This window comes from Maribacter vaceletii (genome assembly GCF_003634105.1).
Taxonomy (GTDB): Bacteria; Bacteroidota; Bacteroidia; order Flavobacteriales; family Flavobacteriaceae; genus Maribacter_B; species Maribacter_B vaceletii.
The window spans coordinates 403,096-426,624 of sequence record NZ_RBIQ01000008.1 but is presented as its reverse complement, the minus strand read 5'-3'; the positions used below and the strand labels follow the sequence as shown (position 1 = coordinate 426,624).

Annotated in this window: 18 protein-coding genes; 8 read left to right on the top strand and 10 right to left on the bottom strand. The window is 32.7% G+C overall.

From position 1 onward, the window contains the following. The first annotated feature begins 85 nt into the window (after positions 1 to 85). Positions 86 to 1,675, top strand: coding sequence for an NADP-dependent glyceraldehyde-3-phosphate dehydrogenase (locus tag CLV91_RS09425; protein ID WP_121066940.1), 1,590 nt, complete (start codon positions 86 to 88; stop codon positions 1,673 to 1,675). A gap of 202 nt (positions 1,676 to 1,877) precedes the next feature. After that, positions 1,878 to 3,191 (top strand): serine hydrolase domain-containing protein, encoded by a 1,314-nt coding sequence (locus tag CLV91_RS09420; protein WP_121066937.1) that lies wholly within the window; start codon positions 1,878 to 1,880, stop codon positions 3,189 to 3,191. A 74-nt stretch (positions 3,192 to 3,265) separates the two neighbouring features. Here the strand turns inward: CLV91_RS09420 and leuB are convergent, their stop codons facing one another. From leuB to recG, 6 genes are all read right to left on the bottom strand, one after another. After that, positions 3,266 to 4,321, bottom strand: coding sequence for a 3-isopropylmalate dehydrogenase (leuB, locus tag CLV91_RS09415; RefSeq protein WP_121066934.1), 1,056 nt, complete (start codon positions 4,319 to 4,321; stop codon positions 3,266 to 3,268). Between the two features lie 61 nt (positions 4,322 to 4,382). Next, complete coding sequence (locus CLV91_RS09410) at positions 4,383 to 5,900, bottom strand: alpha-isopropylmalate synthase regulatory domain-containing protein (protein ID WP_121066930.1); 1,518 nt, start codon at positions 5,898 to 5,900, stop codon at positions 4,383 to 4,385. 35 nt (positions 5,901 to 5,935) lie between these two features. Beyond that, the gene (gene leuD / locus CLV91_RS09405; RefSeq protein WP_121066927.1) at positions 5,936 to 6,532 is read right to left on the bottom strand and encodes a 3-isopropylmalate dehydratase small subunit; all 597 of its coding nucleotides are present in this window, start codon (positions 6,530 to 6,532) and stop codon (positions 5,936 to 5,938) included. A 47-nt stretch (positions 6,533 to 6,579) separates the two neighbouring features. Further along, on the bottom strand, positions 6,580 to 6,927 hold the full coding sequence (locus CLV91_RS09400) for a four helix bundle protein (RefSeq protein ID WP_121066924.1): 348 nt from the start codon (positions 6,925 to 6,927) through the stop codon (positions 6,580 to 6,582). A gap of 68 nt (positions 6,928 to 6,995) precedes the next feature. Further along, on the bottom strand, positions 6,996 to 8,411 hold the full coding sequence (gene leuC, locus CLV91_RS09395) for a 3-isopropylmalate dehydratase large subunit (RefSeq protein ID WP_121066921.1): 1,416 nt from the start codon (positions 8,409 to 8,411) through the stop codon (positions 6,996 to 6,998). Between the two features lie 162 nt (positions 8,412 to 8,573). Next, positions 8,574 to 10,679 (bottom strand): ATP-dependent DNA helicase RecG, encoded by a 2,106-nt coding sequence (gene recG / locus CLV91_RS09390; RefSeq protein ID WP_121066918.1) that lies wholly within the window; start codon positions 10,677 to 10,679, stop codon positions 8,574 to 8,576. 83 nt (positions 10,680 to 10,762) lie between these two features. Here recG and CLV91_RS09385 point away from each other — a divergent pair, with 83 nt between their 5' ends. From CLV91_RS09385 to CLV91_RS09375, 3 genes are read left to right on the top strand one after another with little or no spacing between them, the layout of a single operon-like run. Continuing rightward, positions 10,763 to 12,865, top strand: a complete 2,103-nt coding sequence (locus CLV91_RS09385; RefSeq protein WP_121067870.1) for a M1 family metallopeptidase — start codon at positions 10,763 to 10,765, stop codon at positions 12,863 to 12,865. Beyond that, positions 12,865 to 13,770 (top strand): patatin-like phospholipase family protein, encoded by a 906-nt coding sequence (locus tag CLV91_RS09380; RefSeq protein WP_121066914.1) that lies wholly within the window; start codon positions 12,865 to 12,867, stop codon positions 13,768 to 13,770. Before CLV91_RS09385 ends, CLV91_RS09380 begins: the two co-directional genes overlap by 1 nt. Beyond that, positions 13,767 to 14,657 carry a patatin-like phospholipase family protein gene (locus tag CLV91_RS09375; protein WP_121066910.1) on the top strand — a complete coding sequence of 297 codons (891 nt, stop codon included), beginning with the start codon at positions 13,767 to 13,769 and terminating at the stop codon, positions 14,655 to 14,657. Before CLV91_RS09380 ends, CLV91_RS09375 begins: the two co-directional genes overlap by 4 nt. 4 nt (positions 14,658 to 14,661) lie before the next feature. On the opposite strand, the gene CLV91_RS09370 is transcribed toward CLV91_RS09375, so the two are convergent. Continuing rightward, positions 14,662 to 15,180, bottom strand: coding sequence for a DUF7935 family protein (locus tag CLV91_RS09370; RefSeq protein WP_121066908.1), 519 nt, complete (start codon positions 15,178 to 15,180; stop codon positions 14,662 to 14,664). A gap of 302 nt (positions 15,181 to 15,482) precedes the next feature. On the opposite strand from CLV91_RS09370, the gene CLV91_RS09365 reads away from it, so the two are divergent. Further along, positions 15,483 to 16,556 carry a LamG domain-containing protein gene (locus CLV91_RS09365; protein ID WP_245987167.1) on the top strand — a complete coding sequence of 358 codons (1,074 nt, stop codon included), beginning with the start codon at positions 15,483 to 15,485 and terminating at the stop codon, positions 16,554 to 16,556. Between the two features lie 40 nt (positions 16,557 to 16,596). Here the strand turns inward: CLV91_RS09365 and CLV91_RS09360 are convergent, their stop codons facing one another. The 3 genes from CLV91_RS09360 to CLV91_RS09350 form a co-directional block, all read right to left on the bottom strand. Further along, positions 16,597 to 17,376: an OmpA family protein gene (locus tag CLV91_RS09360; RefSeq protein WP_121066906.1), complete on the bottom strand. Its 780-nt coding sequence runs from the start codon at positions 17,374 to 17,376 to the stop codon at positions 16,597 to 16,599. Between the two features lie 33 nt (positions 17,377 to 17,409). Further along, on the bottom strand, positions 17,410 to 18,966 hold the full coding sequence (locus tag CLV91_RS09355; RefSeq protein ID WP_121066903.1) for an FMN-binding glutamate synthase family protein: 1,557 nt from the start codon (positions 18,964 to 18,966) through the stop codon (positions 17,410 to 17,412). Between the two features lie 179 nt (positions 18,967 to 19,145). Further along, positions 19,146 to 20,420, bottom strand: a complete 1,275-nt coding sequence (locus CLV91_RS09350) for an amidohydrolase (protein ID WP_121066900.1) — start codon at positions 20,418 to 20,420, stop codon at positions 19,146 to 19,148. 131 nt (positions 20,421 to 20,551) lie between these two features. Here CLV91_RS09350 and CLV91_RS09345 point away from each other — a divergent pair, with 131 nt between their 5' ends. Together CLV91_RS09345 and CLV91_RS09340 are read left to right on the top strand one after the other, a co-directional pair. Beyond that, entirely contained in the window at positions 20,552 to 22,876 is a 2,325-nt protein-coding gene (locus CLV91_RS09345; protein ID WP_121066897.1) for an ATP-dependent helicase, read from the top strand. Positions 22,877 to 22,884: 8 nt separating this feature from the next. Continuing rightward, positions 22,885 to 23,505 carry an L-threonylcarbamoyladenylate synthase gene (locus CLV91_RS09340; RefSeq protein WP_121066894.1) on the top strand — a complete coding sequence of 207 codons (621 nt, stop codon included), beginning with the start codon at positions 22,885 to 22,887 and terminating at the stop codon, positions 23,503 to 23,505. The last annotated feature ends 24 nt before the right edge of the window (positions 23,506 to 23,529 follow it).

Below are 23,529 nucleotides of genomic sequence, written 5' to 3'. Positions count from 1 at the left end.
AAGGTTCGTTGTTTTTTTGTTTTTCACTAACTTCGTTGTATAGAATTAAGTTTTAACACGACAAATTCATAAAAATATAACACATATGAGTAAAGAGGCAACTATTCCAGAGCAATATCAAATTAAAGAAGTTATTAATCAAAAACAGTATTTGGTTGATGGAGAATTAAAAGATTGGAATGGCAATTCTACAGAAGTTTTCTCTACTATATCTTCTACAAGTGATTATAAACCTACACTTTTAGGGACTATTCCAGATATGGGAGAACCAGAAGCATTAAATGCCTTAGATGCAGCTTTAGGCGCTTATAAAAAAGGACAAGGTGTATGGCCAACCATGCATGTTAAAGATCGTATTGAGTGTATGGAGACTTTTGTGGAAAAGATGAGCTCAAAACGAGAAGAAATTGTAAAACTTTTAATGTGGGAAATAGGAAAATCTTTACCAGATTCCGAAAAAGAATTTGACCGTACAGTAGAGTATATTAATGATACTATAGAGGATTATAAACAGTTAGACCGTAATGCAGCTAAATTTCAAAAGAATGCAGGGGTTTATGCCCATATAAAAAGAGGGCCGTTAGGTGTTGTCTTATGCTTAGGGCCCTATAATTATCCTTTAAACGAAACGTTTGCTTTATTAATTCCCGCTATTATAATGGGGAATACTACCATTTTTAAGCCAGCTAAACATGGGGTTCTTTTAATTACACCACTTTTAGAAGCTTTTCAGAGTAGTTTTCCAAAAGGGGTAGTGAATATTATTTTTGGTAGAGGTAGGGCAGTAGCAGCACCTATTATGCAAACAGGAAAGGTAGATGTGTTAGCTTTAATTGGGAATAGTAAATCTGCAAATGCTTTACAAGACCAACACCCAAAAAGTAACCGTTTACGCTTAGTTTTAGGTTTAGAAGCTAAAAACCCTGCAATTGTATTACCAGATGCAGATTTAGATTTAACTATAGATGAATGTATTGCAGGTACTTTATCTTTTAACGGACAACGATGTACAGCTTTAAAAGTTTTGTACGTACATGAAGATATTATCGAGGAGTTTAATAAACGCTTTACAGAAAAGGTGGATGCTTTAAAATTTGGTAACCCATGGGATGATGGAGCTAAATTAACACCACTGCCAGAACCTAGTAAGCCAGAATACATTCAAGGGCTTATTGAGGATGCTAAAACAAAAGGCGCAAAAATTTTAAACAAAAAAGGAGGAAAAACAACAGAAAACTATATTTGGCCTGCTGTCTTATATCCTGTTACTAAAGAAATGCGTGTATATCAAGAAGAGCAATTTGGCCCTGTAATACCGGTTGTTCCTTTTAAAGATATAGAAGAGCCTTTAGATGATATGGCGGAGAGTAATTACGGACAACAAGTAAGTTTGTTTGGTAAGGATATTTATGCCATTGCTCCGCTAATAGATTCATTAGTGAATTTAGTGTGTAGAGTAAACTTAAATAGTTCTTGCCAAAGAGGACCAGATGTATATCCTTTCACAGGAAGAAAAGATTCTGCTCAAGCAACATTAAGTGTGCATGATGCGCTGCGTTCTTTTTCCATTAGAACTTTTGTTGCTTTTAAAGACAATGAACTTAATACAGAAGTTATAGAACAATTATTAGATGCTAAAGTATCTAACTTTATTAGTACAGATTATATTTTGTAAAAATAGATTTATTTAAGAGAGGTTTTTCTCTAATAGAAAAAAGTCTTTAGGTTGATTCCTAAAGACTTTTTTTATATAAAATGTTCTGAATATTAATTCAAAAAAATGTAATTCAAGGGTGAAACAAAACATTTTAAAAATAATTCCGTTTTAAGTTTTGATTTACTAACCACAAATCAATAACCAAATCTAAAACTAAACTGTGAAACGTTTTAAAATCATAGTAGGAATAACCATTTTATTTGCACTACTTATACTTGTAATATCTTCTGTAAAGCAACCAACTACAGTTGAAAAAACAGATGTTTTGTTATCGGCAGAACAAATTAGGCTTCAACAAGCAAAAGCACGTAACTATTTACAAAAAAAGGAAAAACTAGAGCATGCTATTGGTAAATACTTTGATAAAGCAATTAAGTCGGGGGCTATTGTTGGTGCTGGTGTTAGTATTGTGCAAGGAGATTCCATTATAATTTCTGACGGTTTTGGTAAAAGAAATGTCAATAAAAAAGACGTCAATAAAAAAGATAAAATTAATGGCGAAACTGTTTTTCGTTTAGGGTCTTTATCTAAAGGTTTTGCCGGTGTTTTAACGGCAGATTTAAAAGAGGAAGGAAAACTGAATTGGAATGATAAAATAACAGATTATATTCCGGACTTTCATTTTGGAGATGACGAAAATACATCTCATATAAAATTAGCACATATTCTATCGCATACTTCAGGAACAGCATATCATAGTTATACTAATTTAGTAGAAGCGGGCTTATCTGTTTCTACAATAGCACAGCGTTTTACCCACTTAAACCCTATTAGTGCGCCAGGGCAGCAATATAGTTATCAGAATGCAATGTTCTCATTAAGTCAAGAAGTTATAAAAAAAGTTACAGGTAATGATATAACCGCTGCTTTAAGAAAACGTTTTTTTAAGCCTTTGGGCATGTCAACTGTTTCTATGAATCATAAAGCAATTATAAAAAATACAAATGTAGCTTTACCACATGCTAAAGGAAGAAAAGGTTGGAGAAGTTTACCATTAACAAATAAATATTATAATGCTGTAGCTGCAGGAGGTATCAATGCTAGCTCGTTAGATATGGCTAAATGGATGCGATTTTTACTAGGTCATAATCCGCAAGTAATGAATAAAAGTGCCTTAAAAGAAGTTTTTACGCCTTTTGTAGAGGTAAAAGGACATAGTAAATATTACCAAAAGTGGGCGGGTCATATTAAATCTGCTTATGGTTTTGGTTGGCGTATACACGAGTTTAAGGAAAAAAGCTCCCAGAAGAATATAAAAGTATATCATCATGGAGGTAGTGTTAATAATTATAGAAATGAAATTGCTATTTATCCTGAATCTGATTTAGGAATATGTGTATTACTAAATAGTAATTCTAAAATTGCAAGAACAGTTATTCCAGATTTACGCGCCATAGTAAGACGTGTCTACAAATCTCCAATAAAAGAAAAATCATTACAAAATACATATGCTATTGTTCAAAACGTAGAATAGTATTTGGGTAAATTCATTAAAGCAAAAAGCCCTCTAGCATAAACTAGAGGGCTTTTTGTTGTGAATTTAATCTTTTAAATATTACTAGCTAACCAATCTCCAACTTCACTAGTTTTGTAAGCTTTAGCTCCTTCTGCTAAATCTTCTGTTACAACACCTTCGGCTAAAGATTTGTTTACTACATCTCTAATAGATTTAGCTTCTTCAGTTAAACCAAAATCTTCGAACATCATTGCTGCAGATAAAATAGTTGCTAACGGGTTTGCTATATCTTTTCCGGCAGCTTGTGGGTATGAACCGTGTATTGGCTCGTATAATTTTGCTTTTTCACCTACCGATGCAGAAGGCATAAGTCCCATAGAACCAGAAATTACAGATGCTTCGTCGGTTAAAATATCTCCAAAGAGATTCATTGTAATCATTACATCATAAGAATTAGGCCATTGCACCAAACGCATTGCTACAGCATCTACAAATTCATAGGATACCGTTACCTCTGGATACTCTTTTTCCATTGCTTGTACAGTTTCTCTCCATAATCTTGAAGATTCTAACACATTAGCTTTATCTACGCAACATAATTTCTTAGAACGAGTCATTGCAAGTTCAAAGCCTTTGCGAGCAATACGTTCAACTTCCCCTCTTGTGTAAGTCATAGTATCAAAAGCAGTGTCATTATTATCTTTTCTACCTCTTTCTCCAAAATAAATACCACCAGTTAGTTCTCTTAATATGATTAAGTCTGTCCCTTCTATACGTTCTCTTTTTAAAGGAGATTTATCAATTAAAGAAGGAAAAGTAAACGTAGGTCTTACGTTAGCAAAAAGACCTAGCTTTTGACGCATTTTAAGTAAACCTTGTTCTGGTCTTACTTTTGCAGAAGGGTCATTATCAAAACGAGGGTGACCAATAGCTCCAAAAAGAACAGCATCTGCAGCTTCACAAACAGCATGTGTACTATCTGGATACGGTTCTCCTACAGCATCAATCGCTGCAGCACCTGTTAAAGCTGGAGTCCATGAAATATCATGTCCAAATTTTTCTGCTATTTTATCAGATACTTTAACTGCTTGATCTATTACTTCAGGGCCAATTCCGTCCCCAGCTAATAATGCTATATTTAATTTCATTCTATTTTGTTTTACAATAATTACTATTGCGGTTTAATATTTAGTTTATTTAAGTAGCTATTTAGATGATGTTTAACATCTTCTCTGTAGCTTTAATTGCCGATACGGTCTGGTCAGAATCTAATCCACGTGTGGTAAATTCTTTTGCGTTCTTCTCCCAAGTAATGCTAGTTTCGCAAAGTGCATCAGAATTACTCCCTGGAGGTATACGAACAGCGTAATCTATTAAGTTAGGAAAACTCATTTTTTTAATGCGATATACTTTTTTAATTGCATTTATAAAAGCATCAAATTGACCATCTCCTTGTGCATTTGCTTCATGAACTTCTCCGTCAATTTCAATGGCAATAGTTGTAGATGGTTTTAATCCTTTAGAGTGTGTAAGTACATAAGATTTTACCATTACCTTATTTAAATATTCTTGACTATCTAAAACATCAGAAATAATATATGGTAAATCTTCTTTAGTTACTCTTTCTTTTTTATCTCCTAAAGCAATTACTTTTTGGGTAACTTTCTTTAAATCCTCATCATTAAGTGTTAAGCCTAAATCTTGTAAATTTTTCTGAATATTGGCTTTTCCAGATGTTTTCCCCAAAGCATATTTACGTTTTTGACCAAAACGTTCTGGAAGTAAATCATTAAAATAAAGATTGTTTTTATTGTCCCCATCGGCATGAATACCAGCAGTTTGTGTAAAAACATTATCCCCAACAATAGGTTTATTTGCAGGTATTCTAAAACCAGTAAAAGCAGAAACTAATTTGCTTACTTTGTGTAAAGCAGTTTCATTTGCGCTAATTGTTACTTCTGGTAAAAAGTCATTTATTACCGCAATTGTACTTGCCATAGGGGCATTTCCTGCACGTTCTCCCATACCATTTACGGTAAGATGTAGACCATGACAACCGGCTTTTACGGCTTCCATAACATTTGCAACACCTAAATCATAATCATTATGCCCGTGAAAATCAAAATGTAAATTAGGGTAACGTTTTACTATTTCTGAAATAAAAGAAAATGTTTCTGTATGGGTTAAAATTCCTAATGTATCTGGAAGTAAAATTCTTTTTACAGGTTGCGTTGCCAAAAAATCTAGAAATTGAAATACATATTCTTTAGAATTACGCATTCCGTTACTCCAATCTTCTAAATAAATATTATTGGTATAACCTTTTTGTTTTGCAGAACTGAAAATTGCAGCAATGTCTGAAAAATGTTCTTCAGGCGTTTTTTTAAGTTGGTATTTTAGATGATTAAGGGAGCCCTTAGTTAAGAGGTTTTGCACTTTTGCACCTGCTTTTTCCATCCAATCTAAAGAAATACCTCCATCGGTAAATGTTAAAACTTCAACACGGTCCAGATTGTTAGTTTCTGCAGCCCATTCCGTAATCTTTTGTACCGCTAATAATTCACCATCAGAAACTCTTGCAGATGCAACTTCTATGCGATCTACTTTAAGTTCATCTAATAATAATTGTGCTAACGTAAGTTTTTCGGAAGATGAAAAGGATACTCCTGAGGTTTGTTCCCCATCTCTCAGGGTGGTATCCATTATTTCAAGTTTTCTTTTTTTCATGGTATGTAAAGCAATACCTGCTTAAATCTTATATTTTATAATGGTAATTCTTTTGCAAATTCGCTTATGTCAGATTTAATATTGTTTAAATAATCAATATCATCAAAACCATTAAGCATATTTTGTTTTTTGTACCCATTAATATCAAAAGATTCTTTTTCTCCTGTTTTTACAATTGTAACAGTTTGCTCTGGTAAATTAACAGATATTTCAGTTTTTGGATCGGCCTCTATTGCAGCAAAAACTTTTGCAGCAAATTCTGGACTAACCTGTACTGGTAAAACACCAATGTTTAAACAATTTCCCTTAAAAATATCCGCAAAGAAGCTAGAAATTACGCATCTAAATCCGTAATCATACACTGCCCAAGCAGCATGTTCTCTTGAGGAACCTGAACCAAAGTTTTTACCACCTACTAAAATTTTTCCAGAGTAAGTAGAATCGTTAAGAACAAAGTCAGATTTTGGAGTATTATCTCCATTATAACGCCAATCTCTAAAAAGATTATCTCCAAAACCTTTACGTTCTGTAGCTTTTAAGAAACGAGCTGGAATTATTTGGTCTGTATCTACATTCTCAATTGGAAGGGGTACAGCTGTACTATTTAATATTTCAAATTTATCGTATGCCATTTTGTAATTGCTATGCGCAGAAAGCTAAACGCTAAACGCTAGTTAAATTATAATTTATTTATTAAGTTGTTAAGACTTCTCTTAATCTTATTTGCTGAATCACTTAAATTTTTAAAATCATTCAGTTCTATTAAATTTAAATCTTTTACAAGAATTAAAAAATACTCTAACTCTGAAGCAGAGCCTCTAGCTATTGTTAAATACCTCTTAAATTCCTGATTCGATTCTCTACCGCAACCTTCTGCAATATTAGAAGGAATTGAATAGGAGGCTCTACGCATTTGACTAGTAAGAGAATAAAGTTCTTCTTTTGGAAAAGATGAAGTTAACTTATAAATTAATAAAGTTATTTCATGTCCAAGCTCCCAAACCGTATATTTCTTATAATCTCTCACTAAATAAATTACGTAAAATACTTATTGCTAACACTCTGCGTTCTTCGCATGGCGGTTAGCGCAAAGCGTTAAGCCAATTCTTTTTCCATTAATTCTCTTGGGTCGGTAACTTTTCCCGTTACTGCGGCAGCTGCAGCAACTAGAGGAGAAGCAAGTAAGGTTCTTGAACCTGGACCTTGACGACCTTCAAAGTTTCTGTTAGATGTACTTACTGCTAGTTTTCCAGCAGGTACTTTATCATCATTCATTGCTAAACAAGCAGAACACCCTGGTTCTCTAAGTTCAAAACCAGCTTCTGTTAAAATATCTAAAAGACCTTCTTCTTTAATTGCGGCTTCTACTTTATGAGACCCTGGTACTAGCCATGCTGTTACATGATCTGCTTTTTTTCTTCCTTTTACAATAGAAGTAAAGGCTCTAAAATCTTCAATACGACCATTAGTACAACTACCAATAAACACAAAATCGATAGGCTTACCAATCATATCCTCACCTTCATTAAAAGCCATATAACCTAAAGATTTTTTATAGGTAGCAACACCACCTTCTAAATCTTCTGCATTAGGAATACTTTTAGAAATTCCCATTCCCATTCCAGGATTGGTTCCGTAAGTAATCATTGGTTCTATATCTGCAGCACTAAATGTAAGTTCTTTATCAAACTCTGCACCCTCGTCTGTTTTTAAAGTTTCCCAATACGCCATTGCTTTATCCCAAGCAGCGCCTGTTGGTGTAAACTCTCTCCCTTTAACATACTCAAAAGTTTTTTCATCTGGAGCAATCATACCACCACGGGCACCCATTTCTATACTTAGGTTACAAACGGTCATACGACCTTCCATAGTCATGTTTTCAAAAACATCACCAGCATATTCTACAAAATATCCTGTAGCACCAGAAGTGGTTAACTTAGAGATGATATATAAAGCAACATCTTTAGGAGTAACCCCAAAGTTTAAATCACCTTCAATATTAATACGCATTTTCTTTGGCTTTGGCTGCATAATACATTGGGTAGATAAAACCATTTCTACTTCAGAAGTACCAATACCAAAAGCAATAGCGCCAAATGCACCGTGAGTTGATGTATGAGAATCTCCACAAACAATAGTTGCACCTGGTTGTGTAATTCCATATTCCGGACCTACAACGTGTACAATTCCGTTTTTTTCATGACCAAGTCCCCAGTGCGAAATACCATGTTCTTTTGCATTTTCTTCTAATGCTTTTAACTGATTTGCAGAAAGTGGATCTGCAACTGGTAAATGTTGGTTTATAGTTGGTGTGTTGTGATCAGCCGTAGCAAATGTTTTATTCGGAAATAAAACTCCAGATTTTCTGTTTTTAATACCTAAAAAGGCAACAGGGCTGGTAACCTCATGTACCAGATGACGGTCTATAAACAATACATCTGGGCCATCTTCTACATGTTTTACTACGTGGGAGTCCCACACTTTATCAAATAACGTTTTTTTTGTACTCATAATTTATTTGTATTCTAGCTAACAAAGCTATTAAAACTAGTTGTTTTAGGAAATTATTGTCTGTAAAAATTACGATGTTCAAGCTATCTTTTTGTGATATTTTGATAAGAATAATCGATATAGAGATAGGAATTATAAAAAGGTTGTAGATATATTACTTGTTTAACTAATATAATTCCAGATATTTTTGTGCTTTATAATCTGAGTATACATATGCCTTACTACTAAATTATTAGGATTTTCTAAAGAAGGGTCTTCTTTTAAGAGTTGTATGGCATGGAATCTTGCAGTTTTTAAGATGTCATTATCTTTTACAATGTCTGCTATTTTAAGGTGTAACATGCCACTTTGTTGGGTGCCCATAATATCACCAGGGCCTCGTAGTTTTAAATCTACTTCGGCAATCTCAAAACCATCATTTGTACGTACCATGGTTTCTAGTCTTGTTTTAGAATCGTTAGAGAGTTTATGACTCGTCATTAAAATACAGAAGCTCTGGTCAGCACCACGACCTACACGTCCACGTAATTGGTGTAATTGTGATAAGCCAAACCTTTCGGCACTTTCTATGACCATAACCGATGCATTAGGGACATTAACCCCAACTTCAATAACTGTAGTAGCAACCATTATTTGTGTTTCTCCTTTTACAAAACGCTCCATTTCATAATCTTTATCGGCAGGTTTCATTTGCCCATGTACTATAGATATTTGGTATTCTGGTTGTGGAAAATCTCGTACAATGCTCTCATAGCCATCCATTAAATCTTTATAGTCTAATGCTTCAGACTCCTGTATTAAAGGGTAAACAACATAAATTTGACGTCCTTTTTTTATTTCTTCCTTTATAAATCCAAAAACTTTTAATCTATTTGAGTCATACCTGTGTACTGTTTTTATTGGTTTTCTCCCTGGAGGCAATTCGTCTATCACAGAAATATCTAAATCGCCATATAAACTCATAGCCAAAGTTCTGGGGATAGGAGTAGCGGTCATTACCAAAATATGAGGAGGCAAATTATTTTTATGCCATAATTTAGAACGCTGGGCAACACCAAATCTGTGTTGCTCATCTATAATAGCCAATCCTAAATTTTTATATTTTACTTTATCTTCTAATAGGGCATGCGTACCAATTAGAATGTGAAGTTCTCCACTTTCTAATTGTTCATGAATTATAATTCTCTGGTTTTTTTTTACACTACCAGTTAAAATTGCAATTTTAATACCCAAATCACCTAAAAGCTCTTGAATACCATTAAAATGCTGATTTGCCAAAATTTCGGTAGGTGCCATTAAACACGCCTGGTAGCCATTATCTATAGCTAACAACATAGTCATTAATGCTACAATAGTTTTTCCAGAGCCAACATCGCCCTGTAATAATCTATTCATTTGTGCGCTAGTACCTAAATCTGCTCTAATTTCTTTTACCACTCTTTTTTGTGCATTGGTGAGCTCAAAAGGCAAGTGGTTTTTATAAAAATTATTAAAATGTGTGCCAACTTGGTCAAAAACAAACCCTTTAATACGCTGTTTTCTAGCTTTGCTTTTACCTAATAACTGTAGTTGTATATAAAAAAGTTCTTCGAACTTTAATCTAAATTGAGCTTTGGCTAATAGTTCCTGATTTTTAGGAAAATGAATATTAAATAAAGCGTCACTTTTAGAAATTAAACGCAATTCATGAATAATTTTTGGAGATAAGGATTCTGAAAATTGCCCCTTGCAGTCTAAAAACAATTGCTGCATCATTTTATTAATAACCTTGTTGGTTACACCAGTATTACTTAGTTTTTCGGTTGAAGGGTAAATGGGTTGCATAGCAATTTTAACCCCTTTTTCATGTTCTTCTAAAAATTCCATTTCTGGGTGTGGCATAGAAAATTTACCATTATACCAATTGCATTTCCCAAAAATCACATAAGCTTTATTAATTTTTATATTTTCTTTAATCCATTTTTGGCCACGAAACCAAACTAGTTCTATTTCTCCGGTATCGTCTACAAACTTTGCAACTAAACGTTTTCCTCTTTTTTGTTCTACTGTTTTTAAATGAATAATTTTACCAACAACCTGTACATCTGCACTGCTACGTTGTAGTTCCCTTATTTTATAGTATTTTGTTTTGTCAATATACCTATTGGGGAAAAGGTTAAGAAGGTCTTGAAAGCAAGAAATACCAAGCTCTGACTGCAAAGAATTTGCCCTATTAGGGCCTACTCCTTTTAAATAGGCAATGGGAGTTTGTAAATAATTTGCATTCATTCGTCTAAATTAGGGTATAGGGAATAACAATGCAACAAAGTAAAATGCTAAATTTGAAAGACGTTACTTATAACCCCCAAACTATGAAATTAATTTTTAAAGTTTTTTTTCTTTTTATTACATCTGGTTTATTTGCACAAATACAAGAAAAAGTAGACTTTATTAGAGCTGAAGCAGTAATAAAACCAATAGTTAAAGAAAAAGCAATAGAAGGTATTGTTACTTATGAATTTAATGCTTTAAATGATGTGAGCTATATTTTCTTAGATGCGCATGATATGGAGTTTACTTCAGTTTTATTAAATCATAAAAAGATAGATTTTTTAAATACGAAATCTAAACTATCAATAAAACATTCTTTTAAGAAAGGAAAGAAATATTTTATTACACTTAAATACAAAGTTTTTCCAAAGCAAACAGTCTATTTTGTTGGATGGGATACAAATTCTGACATGCTTAATATAGATGCTCAAATTTGGACACAAGGTCAAGGTAAATATACAAGCTATTGGTTGCCTTCTTTTGATGATATGACAGAAAAGGTGGAATTTGATATTAATATAGAGTTTGATAAAGACTACACCGTAATTTCTAACGGAAAACTTCTGGAAAAACAAGAAAAAGAAAATACGAATCTATGGGTATATTCTATGGATAAACCTATGAGTAGCTATTTAGTAGCCTTTGCTATAGGTAATTATAAATATGTAGAAGAGAAATCTAAAAGTGGCATTCCTTTAAAGTTATATTATTCCCCAAAAGATAGTTTGTTTGTAGAACCAACGTATAGATATTCTAAAGAAATTTTTAATTTTCTAGAAAAAGAGATTGGGGTTTCTTACCCTTGGTTAAATTATAAACAAATCCCTGTACATGATTTTTTATATGCAGGAATGGAAAATACGGGAACAACTATATTTTCAGATAGTTATGTAATTGACTCTGTATCTTTTATTGATAAAAATTACGTAACCATTAATGCACACGAATTAGCCCACCAATGGTTTGGGAATTTAATAACTGAAAAGAATGGAAATAGCCATTGGTTACATGAAGGTTTTGCAACATATTATTCCTATTTGGCAGAAAAAAAATTATTTGGAGAAGAACACTATTACTGGAAATTGTATGATAGTGCTAAGGCTATCGATGAAGCTCAAGTAAATGAAAAAGGGGAGTCGTTACTAAACCCAAAAGCAAGTAGCCTAACATTTTACGAAAAAGGAGCATGGGCATTACATATGTTACGTGAAAAAGTTGGAGACACTTTGTTTAAAAAAGGAATAACTTCTTATTTAAATAAATACCAATATAAAAATGTTGAAGTAGATGATTTTATAGAAGAAATGGAGTTGGCTAGTGGGCAAAAACTTACTGACTTTAAGGGCAAATGGTTGGTTGAAAAAACATTCCCTTTTGAAGAAGTAAAAAAACATTTGACTACTAAATCGGAAGCTATTAAAGTTTTAAATTTTATAGAAGAAGAGGTTGTAATAGCAAGCTCAAGTTATATACACAAAGAAAAAATAATAAAAAGCTATTGGGATAAAACAAGTTCTCCTGAATTAAAAAGTAGAATTATACAAGATTATTATAAATTTCTATCTCCTGATTTTTTAAAAGAAGCTCTCGAAACATCAAATTTAAAAATACGAAGAGCCGTAGCAAAATCAACTGTAAAGGTTTCAAAAGAGCTACAAGCTCCGTTTGAATCTCTTTTATCTGATAAAAGCTATATTACTCAAGAAAATGCATTGTTTGCTCTATGGAGTAGTTTTCCTGAAAAAAGAAATCAGTATTTAAATGCAACTAGTAATTTAATAGGTTTTTCCAATAAAAATATAAGGTTATTATGGCTAACATTAGCAATTGTAACCCCTGAGTATAATAGTTTAAACACTGGGATTTACTATAAAGAGTTGGTAGGGTATACATCTCCAAAATTTAGTGTAGATACTCGTATTTCAGCATTTCAGTTTTTAAATCAAACTATAGGCTTAAATACAGCAAGTTTAACCAATCTTATAATAGCATCTAACCACCATAGTTGGCAGTTTAAAAAATTTGCAAGAAATTTATTAGCAAAATTAATAGAAGATGAAGACTATAAACAGAGAATAAAATTGCAGTTGAAAGAATTAAAAACAGATAATTTTCGTTATATAGAAGAACTAGTTAGTAAATAATGAGAGCTTTAGTAATTTCAGGTGGAGGTAGTAAAGGTGCTTTTGCAGGTGGGGTATCCCAATATTTAATGCAAAAACTCCACTATAATTATGAACTTTTTTTAGGCACCTCAACTGGTAGTTTATTAATATCTCATTTAGCATTAGGGGAAATTGATAAGATAAAAAACGTATACACTTCCGTAAGTCAAGATGATATTTTTAGTAATTGTCCCTTTGTAATTCAAAATAAATATGGAGTAAATACTATTGGTATTAACCATTGGAATGTTTTTAAAAATTTTTATAGAGGTAGTAAAACTTTTGGCGAGAGTCATAATTTATTAAAGCTTATAAAAAAAACGATTACAAAAGAAGAATTTGAGGAACTAAAAAGTGGCCCAAAAGAGGTTGTTGTTACTGTTTCTAACTTATCCCATAATACTGTAGAGTACAAAAGTGTAAACGATTATAGTTATGATGATTTTTGCGAATGGGTTTGGATATCTTGTAATTATACTCCTTTTATGAGTTTAGCTCGTAAAAATGGTTGCGAGTATGCAGATGGAGGTTTAGCAAATATGGTACCTATCGAAGAAGCTATAAAAAGAGGTGCAACTGAAATAGATGTAATTGTTTTACAAACAGAAGTAAGTCATTTAAATAGAATGCCATCAAAAAATAGTTTTTCTTTGCTAACTAATATGTTCGAGTTTATGCTCGACCGTATTGAACATCAAAATATACGTATTGGCAAATATGTAGCCAACCATAATAATACAATTATTAATTTTTATTATACACCAACAGTACTAACAACGAACTCTTTAATTTTTAATGAAGAAAAAATGAGTGCATGGTGGGAGAGTGGTTATAATTTTGCCAAATTTAAAAATATAGAAACAAGTCAGATTAAAATTGAATGAGAGCCTTAGTAATTAGTGGAGGAGGTAGTAAAGGAGCCTTTGCAGGCGGTGTTGCCCAATATTTAATGGAAATTGAAAAAAGAGATTATGATTTACTTGTTGGAACCTCAACAGGAAGTTTGTTAATCCCTCAATTAGCTTTAAATAAAGTAGGAAAGTTATACGACTTGTACACGAATGTTAACCAACGAAAAATATTTAGTTTAAATCCCTTTATAGTACGTAAAAAAGGCGATAGGGAATTTGTTTCAATAAACTTTATTACAACATTTCTTCAGTTTATAAAAAAGAAAAGAACTTTTGGTGAAAGCAAATCTTTACGAAAAACAATCAGAAGAAATTTTTCAGTAGAAGAATTTAATGAAATCAGAAAAACACATAAAGATGTAGTTGTTACAGTATCTAACTTATCTAAAAATAGAGTAGAATATAAGTCGGTAAAAGAATTTACTTATAATGAATTTTGTGATTGGATGTGGATTTCTTGTAATTATATACCTTTTATGTCTTTAGTAAAAAAAGATGGCTTTGAGTATGGTGATGGTGGTTTAGGTTGTGTTTTACCAATACGAGAAGCTATTAGGCGGGGCGCTACAGAAGTAGATGCTATTATTTTAGAATCTGAGAAAATGGAACATAATAAGGTTCTAGGGAAAAACCCATTTTCATTAATGCTTAGTATCTATGGTTTTGTATTAGACCAAATAGAACATCATGATATTTCTGAAGGAATTTTGGCAGCAAAGCATAGAGGTGTAAAGCTAAACTTGTATTATACTCCAACAAAATTAACTGAAAACTCTTTAGTATTTAATAAAAAACTAATGACAGAGTGGTGGGAACAAGGTTTTAACTATGCAGAAGCAAAATTTAATGTGCTTAAATAATTAATTACCACAATTCTCCAATTTCCTTTTTTACAAAAGCTAATGCGGTACCAGAAGGAGAAGCTTTATCCATAGTTTCGGTTAAAACATCTTCTCTTAATTTATCAGCAGAATCTGTTTCACTTAAGGCAGCTTTACGAATCATTTGTATAGTAGCACTTTTTGCAGCCTTAATAATATTCCAACATTCGTCGGTCATATATATTTGTTGGGATAAGTTATGTTCAAATTCGTTTTCTATACTTTTTATAAGTAAGTTTTCATACTCGTTTTTATCAGAACTTTTAGGAGCAATACGAACAACTAAGCTTGGAATAGCAATTCTTTCTAAAAAAAGAGCCATTCTTTCGTATGCTTGTAAACGTATAGGCAATGTATTTGTTTGGCTATCTTTATGTAATAAAAAACGTCTTCTTCCTTCTTCATTTTTTGTATGTAATCTAAAAAAATAAAAAGCAACTGCTCCAGTTACAACAGCTGGTAGTAAATAAGCAAACATTTGTAAAATTCCTTCTTCGGACATGATTTTGGTTTTGGTTTCTGCATTAAAGAACGGAGTATTTATCTAAAAATTATGTAATAGTTAATTGTATATGCATTTTGTTTATTAATACTCGTTTATTTTATTTTCTTTTTCTAATTAGACTAATTGTGTTGTATTCTAGATCATTATGTATTCATAAGAATATGTTGTTCAGTTTTTGTAAAGGCATGTTTTTTTATTAAAAGATGTGAATATAATAATTTAGCTAGGTAAATAATATGAATATTATAAAGAGATATGCTTATTAATATCACTTTATAAAAATGATGAAAAAAGGTTTTATGAAAAAAATTGCAATGTTCCTCGCTTTAATGATTAGTGTGTATTCTTGTTCGCAAGATAATGTAGTAGAAGAACCAGAAGAAAAAGAAAATAAAGAAGACCCAAAAGATCCAGATCCAGACCCAGACCCAGACCCGGAACCTTTAACATGGAAAACAATACCGGTACCTGCAAATGCTGGAGATGGAAAAAAATGGGAATTTCAAGATGATATTTCGGATGATTTTGAATATGAATTTGCTGGAGAAAATAGCTTGTCAGAATTTGGTGGCGGAAAATGGACAAACTTTTACCATAATTCCTGGAATGGTCCTGGGCCAACAATTTGGAGGCATGAAAATGTTACGGTCTCAGATGGTAATTTAAAATTGTTAACAACAAGGGTAAATGGTGAAACAAAATCTTATGGAGGGTCTAATGGGACACTTACAGATAAAGCTACTAGATTAGGGTGTATTACTTCAACCAAGAGGGTAGTGTACCCTGTTTTTGTTGAGGCTAGAGTAAAAGTTGCAAACGCATTTTTTGCTTCAGATATATGGATGCTAAGCCCAGATGATACACAAGAAATAGATATATTAGAAACCTACGGAGCACAAAATCCAAGAAATGACCAGCAATGGTTTAGTGAAAGGTTTCATATAAGTCACCATGTGTTTATAAGAGATCCATTTACAGATTACCAACCTAAAGATGCTAGTACATGGCAAAAAATTGACGGGTATCCATATACTTCTAGTGATTGGGTTCGTATAGGTGTTTATTGGAAATCTCCTATTGATCTTGAGTATTATTTAAATGGAGAGTTAATAAAAGTAATGGACAATTTAGATAATGTTGGGAGTAAAGATGGTATAGATCCATTAGGATACACATCCGCTTCTGCTCCTCCTAATACTTCAGATAGAACAGGTTTAAGTAAAGAAATGGATATTATAATAAATGCAGAAGTTCAAAACTGGAATGCCGAAGCAGGTAGAATGCCTACAGATGAAGAAATAGCTAATTTCCCCGAAGACCATACCTTAAATGTAGACTGGATTAGAATTTTTAAACCAGTTGATGAAAACTAGAGAAAAAAATCCCGTAATACTAATTACGGGATTTTTTAAATTACTTATTTCCGTTCTTAATTCCTTCCCGAGCCATTAGGTAAAAAGCTTCGTAATTTGGATGTATTTTAAAATTAACACCTTCTTTAAAGCCACCATCTTTGGCATTTACATTAACTCTATCTTTAGCAATAGACATATCTTTTGTTAGATAGTTAGCGATAGATGTTGCTTGTAATGTGGGAGTGTTTAAATCTCCTGTCATACTTAGTCCTTCAACGGTGATAGTTGTTTTAGGATTAGCGCTTAAAACTGTTGCAATTTTTTGCAACCAAGCTTTTGCTTCTTCGGTTATAGTTGTATTAATATCAGAACCATACAAAGATGTTAAATCATTAGATATAACTACAACACCATTAGAAACTCCAATTTTAGCATTTTCTCCTAAAGTTTGTTTTGCATTTGTAAGAACCACAACAGCAGTAGAATCATGACTACTAATAGCGTCTGTAAAAACACTTAATTGCTTTTCTTTTTCTTCTAAACTTGCAAGCGCTTTATTTACACTTTCAGAATTTTTACTAGAAATTTGAGCAAAACTATTTAAGTTTTTTAATAAAGTACTATTTGCATTTTGCAAATCAACCACTTGTTTTTCAAAAGAGGCTGCTTTTTCTGCATTTACACTACCATTTTTTTTAGAGGATGCCAACTCTATGTTGGTAGAGTCTAATTTTGCTTTTAATAAGTTTACTTCATTTATTAAATCACTTTTTCTTTGAGCATGTAGCGAAAGACAAGAAATGAATAAAAGTGTAAAAATTGATAATTTAAAATTCATATTAATTTTTTTTACAAAAATAGCACATTAAGGTTATTTAATACTGCCTAAATGAGGGCAATCATATAGTTCTTGAACACCATTAAATGGAACTTCTGTTTTTTGATATTTATACGTACTTCTTAGGGTTCTACTTAAATCGGTGTCATCAACGTTTACTTGAACATCATCCATATTAAACTGGCATGGGTGCTCATAACCAGCAGCATGAGTAATTTCTGAAAATTCCTTCCTAAATGTTTTAAAATATTGCGCTAATCTATCCGATTTTAAAGGAACATTAACACCGTTTTGTAACCATTTGCTTTGTGTTGCAATTCCTGCCGGACACCTATTAGTGTGGCATACTTGCGCTTGAATACAACCAATACTCATCATTGCTTCTCTGGCAACATTTATACAATCTACTCCCATGGCAAATGCCATAGCTGCTTTAGCAGGGAAGCCTAATTTGCCACTACCAATAAATACAATTCTTTCTGTAAGCCCTTTTTCTGAAAACATTCTATATAAACTAGAAAAACCATAAACCCACGGTAAAGAAACATGGTCTGCAAAACTAGGAGGTGCTGCACCAGTACCGCCTTCACCACCATCTACAGTGATAAAGTCTGGTCCTTTACCTGTTTTAAGCATGATATCAGCAAGTTCTTCCCACTGTTTTAATTTTCCAATAGCCCCTTTTATACCAACTGGAAGACCAGTTTCATTTGCTATAGTTTCAATAAGGACCATTAATTCTTTTACATTGCTAAAAGCTTTATGAGTTGCAGGAGATAGTACATCTTTACCAACTTCTACACCTCTTATTTCTGCAATTTCAGGCGTTATTTTTGCTCCTGGTAAAACGCCTCCTTTTCCGGGTTTGGCTCCTTGAGAGAGTTTAATTTCAATAGCCTTTATACAAGGATTTTCTTGTGTTAGTTTTTTAAGTTTTTCTATAGATAAACTTCCTTCTTTGCTACGAACACCAAAATATCCGGTTCCAAAATGAAAAACAACATCACCGCCTTTTTTATGGTAAGGGGAAAGTCCTCCTTCTCCTGTGTTATGATACGCTCCTGCTTTATGCACTCCTTTATTTAATGCTTCTATTGCAGCTGCAGATAATGAGCCAAAACTCATTGCAGATACGTTTATAACAGAGGCTGGTCTAAAAGGTTTTTCTCTTTTATTATATTCTCCAATAACTTTAGCGCATGGTAAAAAAGAAGCATCTGTCTTGTTTGGATGATTTTCTGGCAGGCTATACGCCATCATTTGGTTCTTTATAAAAACATGTTGGTGTGCGTATAAATCTCTATCGGTTCCAAAACCTTCATAATTATTTTCTTTTTTAGCAGAAGCATATATCCAACCACGTTCAATTCTATTAAAAGGTAATTCTTCTCTATTATTTGCTACAAAATACTGGCGCATTTCTGGACCAATACTTTCTAACCAATACCTAAGATGGCCAACTACAGGAAAATTGTGACTTATGGTATGTGCTCGTTGTATAAATATATCTCTAATTGCAACTAATATAAGTCCAACTATAACCCACATCCACCATGAGATGTTTGAAAGAAATTCAAGAATAGTATCCATAAATATATTTATATATTACTTATAAAATTGCATCAAAAATAATACAAAATATAAACAAAGTTTCTCGATAATCTAGATTTAAATGCTCCGAGTCTTGCCTCGAAATCAAAATTAGTTTCCCTAATAAATGCCTCGTGGGCTTGCCCGGAGGTAGTTTACTTTTAAGTAGTAAAGAAAATTTAATTATTTAGATAGTCAATACTCATTTCTGTTAGTGCTTTTACACCCAATAACAAACCACTATCGTCTATTTTAAAATCTGGAGTATGGTGTGGAAAAGATTCTGTAGTACCAATAGACATTCCTCCTAAGAAAAAATAAAAACCAGGCACTTCATTTTGGAAATATGAAAAGTCTTCACCGCCAGTTACTGCCTTTTGTTGCAGAACTTTATCTATGCCAGCTACTTTTTGTAATGTAGGTAGCATTGTAGTAACAAGGGAAGGTTCATTATATGTTATATCTGTAAAATTTTCTAATACAATAGTGGCTTCTCCGCCATATGTTTTAGCAATAGATGGCACCATTTCTTGCATTCTTTTAGTAATTTGTTTCTGCATATCATAATCTAGTGTTCTAATGGTTCCAATAAGTTCTGCACTTTCTGGAATTATATTAAAACGCACACCACTTGTAATTTTACCTACACTAATTACTGCAGCTTCATTAGTAAGGTTAACTTCTCTACTAATTATTGTTTGTAGGCCATCAATTATTTTGGCACTGATTAAAATTGGGTCTATTCCTTTCCATGGCTGGGAACCATGTGTTTGTTTCCCTTTTACGGTAATTACAAAGCGTTGTACCGCAGCCATTGTACCCCCAGATTTGTATTTTATGGTTCCTACGGGAGTTTCAGAATTTATATGTAACCCAAAAATAGCATCTACATCAGGATTTTTTAAAACACCTTCTTTTATCATAAGTTTAGCCCCACCTTCTTCCCCAGGAGGAGGCCCTTCTTCTGCTGGTTGAAAAATGAATTTTATAGTTCCGTTTATTTTATCTTTATTTTTTGCTAAAATCTCTGCAACTCCCATTAATATAGCAGTATGTGTATCATGGCCGCATGCATGCATAACTCCAACTTTTTCTCCAAGAAATGTGGAAGTTACTTTAGATTTAAAAGGTAAATCATTACGTTCTGTAACTGGTAGCGCATCTATATCTGCTCTTAGAGCAACAACTTTCCCTTCTTTTTTCCCTTTTAAAATTCCAACTACTCCTGTGTGTGCAACTTTTGTTTGCACATCTATCCCTAAAGATTTTAGATGTTTTGCTATTTTTTCTGCAGTTTTAAATTCCCTATTGGATAGTTCCGGATTTTCATGAATATCTCTTCGCCAAGAAATTACTTTTTCTTCTATATTACTATATTCAGACTCAGAAATTGTTTGCTGAGCAATTACAAAAGAGCAACAAAGGAGTAGTAAAAAGAGTAGTGTATTTTTCATGGTATTTAATTGAATTACTAAATATATTCAAATTAAAAGGAATCTCCCTTTATTGTTCATAAATCTCTTCTTACTAACTTTTGGATAACAGTTATTATGGCTAAATTCACAGTTCTAAAAATTATTAGGATTTGAGTAGTTTTATTGATGGTTTAAATGATGCGCAAAAAGCCCCAGTTTTGCATAAAGACGGGCCAATGATTGTAATTGCAGGAGCAGGTTCCGGAAAAACAAGAGTGCTTACTTTTAGAATAGCCCATTTAATGGCGCAAGGAGTAGATTCTTTTAATATTTTGGCACTTACTTTTACAAATAAAGCAGCCCGTGAAATGAAAGCAAGGATTGCAAGTATTGTTGGTAATTCTGATGCTAAAAATTTATGGATGGGAACTTTTCATTCTGTTTTTGCAAAGCTTTTACGTGTAGACGGTAATAAATTAGGCTATCCTCCAAATTTTACTATTTATGATACCCAAGATTCCCAGCGTTTAATTTCTTCTATAATAAAGGAATTAGGTTTAGATAAAGATATTTACAAGTATAAGCAGGTGCAAAGTAGAATATCATCCTATAAAAATAGTTTAATTACGGTAAAAGCTTATTTGAATAACCCGGAGTTAGTAGAGGCCGACGCTATGGCGAAAAAGCCAAGAATGGGGGAGATATATCAACAGTATGTAGATCGTTGTTTTAAGGCAGGAGCTATGGATTTTGATGACCTTTTACTGCGAACTAATGAACTTTTAAACAGGTTTCCAGAAGTTTTAATGAAATACCAAGAAAGGTTTAAATACATTTTGGTAGATGAGTACCAAGATACAAACCATTCGCAGTACTTAATTATTAAAGCCCTTTCGGATAGATTTCAAAATATATGTGTGGTTGGGGATGATGCACAAAGTATTTATTCTTTTAGAGGAGCTAATATTAGTAATATTTTAAATTTTCAAAAAGATTATGATAATGTAATAATGTATCGATTAGAGCAAAATTATAGATCTACAAAAAATATTGTAAATGCTGCTAACTCTGTAATATCAAACAATAAAACACAACTAGATAAAGTAGTTTGGACAGATAATGATGAAGGACCAGCTATTAAAGTACATAGAAGTATTACTGATGCCGAAGAAGGTAGGTTTGTTGCAGGTTCTATTTTTGAGAATAAAATGCAACATCAGCTTAATAACGGGGAGTTTGTAGTGCTTTATAGAACCAATTCGCAATCCAGAGCAATTGAAGATGCATTACGAAAAAGAGATATTCCGTATAGAATTTATGGCGGACTTTCTTTTTATCAACGTAAAGAAATAAAAGATGTTTTAGGATATTTAAGATTGGTAGTAAATCCAAAAGATGAAGAGGCTTTAAAGCGAGTTATAAACTTCCCAGCAAGAGGAATTGGACAAACTACAATAGATAAGTTAGTGGTTGCCGCTAACCATTACGGGCGTTCTATCTTTGAAGTTATTCAGAATTTAGACCGTATTAATTTAAAAGTTAATGCAGGAACTAAAAGAAAATTGGTAGACTTTATTACCATGATACAGAGTTTCCAGATAATGAACGAAACTACCGATGCTTTTACACTTTCTGAGCATGTTGCTAAAAAAGCTGGTGTTCTTTTAGAGTTTAAAAAAGATGGAACTCCAGAAGGTATAGCTCGTATGGAAAATATTGAGGAGCTTTTAAATGGTATTAAAGACTTTGTTGAAGGGCAGAAAGAATTAGACGGTGCTACAGGAAATATAAGTGAGTTTTTAGAAGATGTAGCTCTTGCTACGGATTTGGATAATGACCCTGGAGATGATGATAGAGTAGCATTAATGACCATACACATGTCTAAAGGCTTGGAATTTCCATATGTGTATATTGTTGGTATGGAAGAGGATTTATTTCCATCTGGGATGAGTATGAACACTCGTAGTGAGCTGGAGGAGGAGCGAAGGCTGTTCTATGTGGCATTAACAAGAGCAGAAAAACAAGCATATTTAACGTATACACAAAATAGATATAGATGGGGTAAGCTAATTGATGCAGAACCTAGTAGGTTTATTGAGGAAATAGATGAAAAATATGTAGAAAACCTAACTCCTGTAGATGGTGGTTACCGTTATAAATCTTTTGTAGATACCGATATTTTTGGAGAGGTAGACAAAAGTAAACTTAGACAAACAAAACCTAAAAGAGGAACACCACCTTTAGTAGGTAAACCTACCGAAAATCAATTACGAAAACTTAGGAAAATTAAACCAGAATTATCCAAGCCTGTTGGGAATACAAATACAATAGACCCTGGACTTTCAGTTGGTTCTTTAGTAAATCATACAAGATTTGGTAGGGGAAAGGTGTTAAATTTAGAAGGTATTGGTAGCGATCGTAAAGCCGAAATACAATTTGATAAAGGAGATATTAAAAAGTTGTTACTTCGTTTTGCTAAATTAGAAGTACTTTAGGGTGTATTATGGCAGAGCTTATAAAATTATATGAGGAAAATCCCAATCCTAAACAGGTACAACGTATTGTTGCTGTTTTACGAAAAGGAGGTTTAGTTATTTACCCTACAGATACTGTTTATGGTTTGGGTTGCGATATTACAAACACAAGGGCATTAGAGAAAATTGCAAGAATAAAAGGAGTTAAACTAGCAAAAGCAAATTGGTCTTTTATATGTGCAGATTTAAGCAATATGTCTGATTATGTTAGACAAATAGATACAGCAACTTTTAAAATACTTAAAAGAGCTTTGCCAGGGCCTTATACTTTTATTTTGCCGGGAAATAATAATTTACCTAAAGATTTTAAGAAAAAGAAAACTGTAGGTATTAGAGTGCCTGATAATGCTATAGCTAGGATATTGGTAGAAGAGTTAGGAAACCCTATTGTATCTACATCTATTAGAGATGTAGATGAAGTGTTAGAATATACAACGGATCCAGAACTTATTTATGAAAAGTGGAATAATCTAGTAGATATTGTAATTGATGGCGGTTACGGAGATAATGTTGCTTCTACTGTTATAGACTTGTCTGAAGGCAAGCAAGAAGTAGTAAGAGAAGGAAAAGGCAGCATAGATATATTATAATACTATTTTTTTTGTAATAAAAAA

What these genes read in the sequence shown, in the direction of transcription:
- CLV91_RS09355 (WP_121066903.1), bottom strand. Translation starts at nt 18,966, where the DNA reads ATGGATACTATTCTTGAATTTCTTTCAAACATCTCATGGTGGATGTGG.
- CLV91_RS09340 (WP_121066894.1), top strand. Translation starts at nt 22,885, where the DNA reads ATGGCAGAGCTTATAAAATTATATGAGGAAAATCCCAATCCTAAACAG.
- leuC (WP_121066921.1), bottom strand. Translation starts at nt 8,411, where the DNA reads ATGAGTACAAAAAAAACGTTATTTGATAAAGTGTGGGACTCCCACGTA.
- leuB (WP_121066934.1), bottom strand. Translation starts at nt 4,321, where the DNA reads ATGAAATTAAATATAGCATTATTAGCTGGGGACGGAATTGGCCCTGAA.
- CLV91_RS09425 (WP_121066940.1), top strand. Translation starts at nt 86, where the DNA reads ATGAGTAAAGAGGCAACTATTCCAGAGCAATATCAAATTAAAGAAGTT.
- CLV91_RS09375 (WP_121066910.1), top strand. Translation starts at nt 13,767, where the DNA reads ATGAGAGCCTTAGTAATTAGTGGAGGAGGTAGTAAAGGAGCCTTTGCA.
- leuD (WP_121066927.1), bottom strand. Translation starts at nt 6,532, where the DNA reads ATGGCATACGATAAATTTGAAATATTAAATAGTACAGCTGTACCCCTT.
- CLV91_RS09385 (WP_121067870.1), top strand. Translation starts at nt 10,763, where the DNA reads ATGAAATTAATTTTTAAAGTTTTTTTTCTTTTTATTACATCTGGTTTA.
- CLV91_RS09360 (WP_121066906.1), bottom strand. Translation starts at nt 17,376, where the DNA reads ATGAATTTTAAATTATCAATTTTTACACTTTTATTCATTTCTTGTCTT.
- CLV91_RS09380 (WP_121066914.1), top strand. Translation starts at nt 12,865, where the DNA reads ATGAGAGCTTTAGTAATTTCAGGTGGAGGTAGTAAAGGTGCTTTTGCA.
- recG (WP_121066918.1), bottom strand. Translation starts at nt 10,679, where the DNA reads ATGAATGCAAATTATTTACAAACTCCCATTGCCTATTTAAAAGGAGTA.
- CLV91_RS09350 (WP_121066900.1), bottom strand. Translation starts at nt 20,420, where the DNA reads ATGAAAAATACACTACTCTTTTTACTACTCCTTTGTTGCTCTTTTGTA.
- CLV91_RS09410 (WP_121066930.1), bottom strand. Translation starts at nt 5,900, where the DNA reads ATGAAAAAAAGAAAACTTGAAATAATGGATACCACCCTGAGAGATGGG.
- CLV91_RS09370 (WP_121066908.1), bottom strand. Translation starts at nt 15,180, where the DNA reads ATGTCCGAAGAAGGAATTTTACAAATGTTTGCTTATTTACTACCAGCT.
- CLV91_RS09365 (WP_245987167.1), top strand. Translation starts at nt 15,483, where the DNA reads ATGAAAAAAATTGCAATGTTCCTCGCTTTAATGATTAGTGTGTATTCT.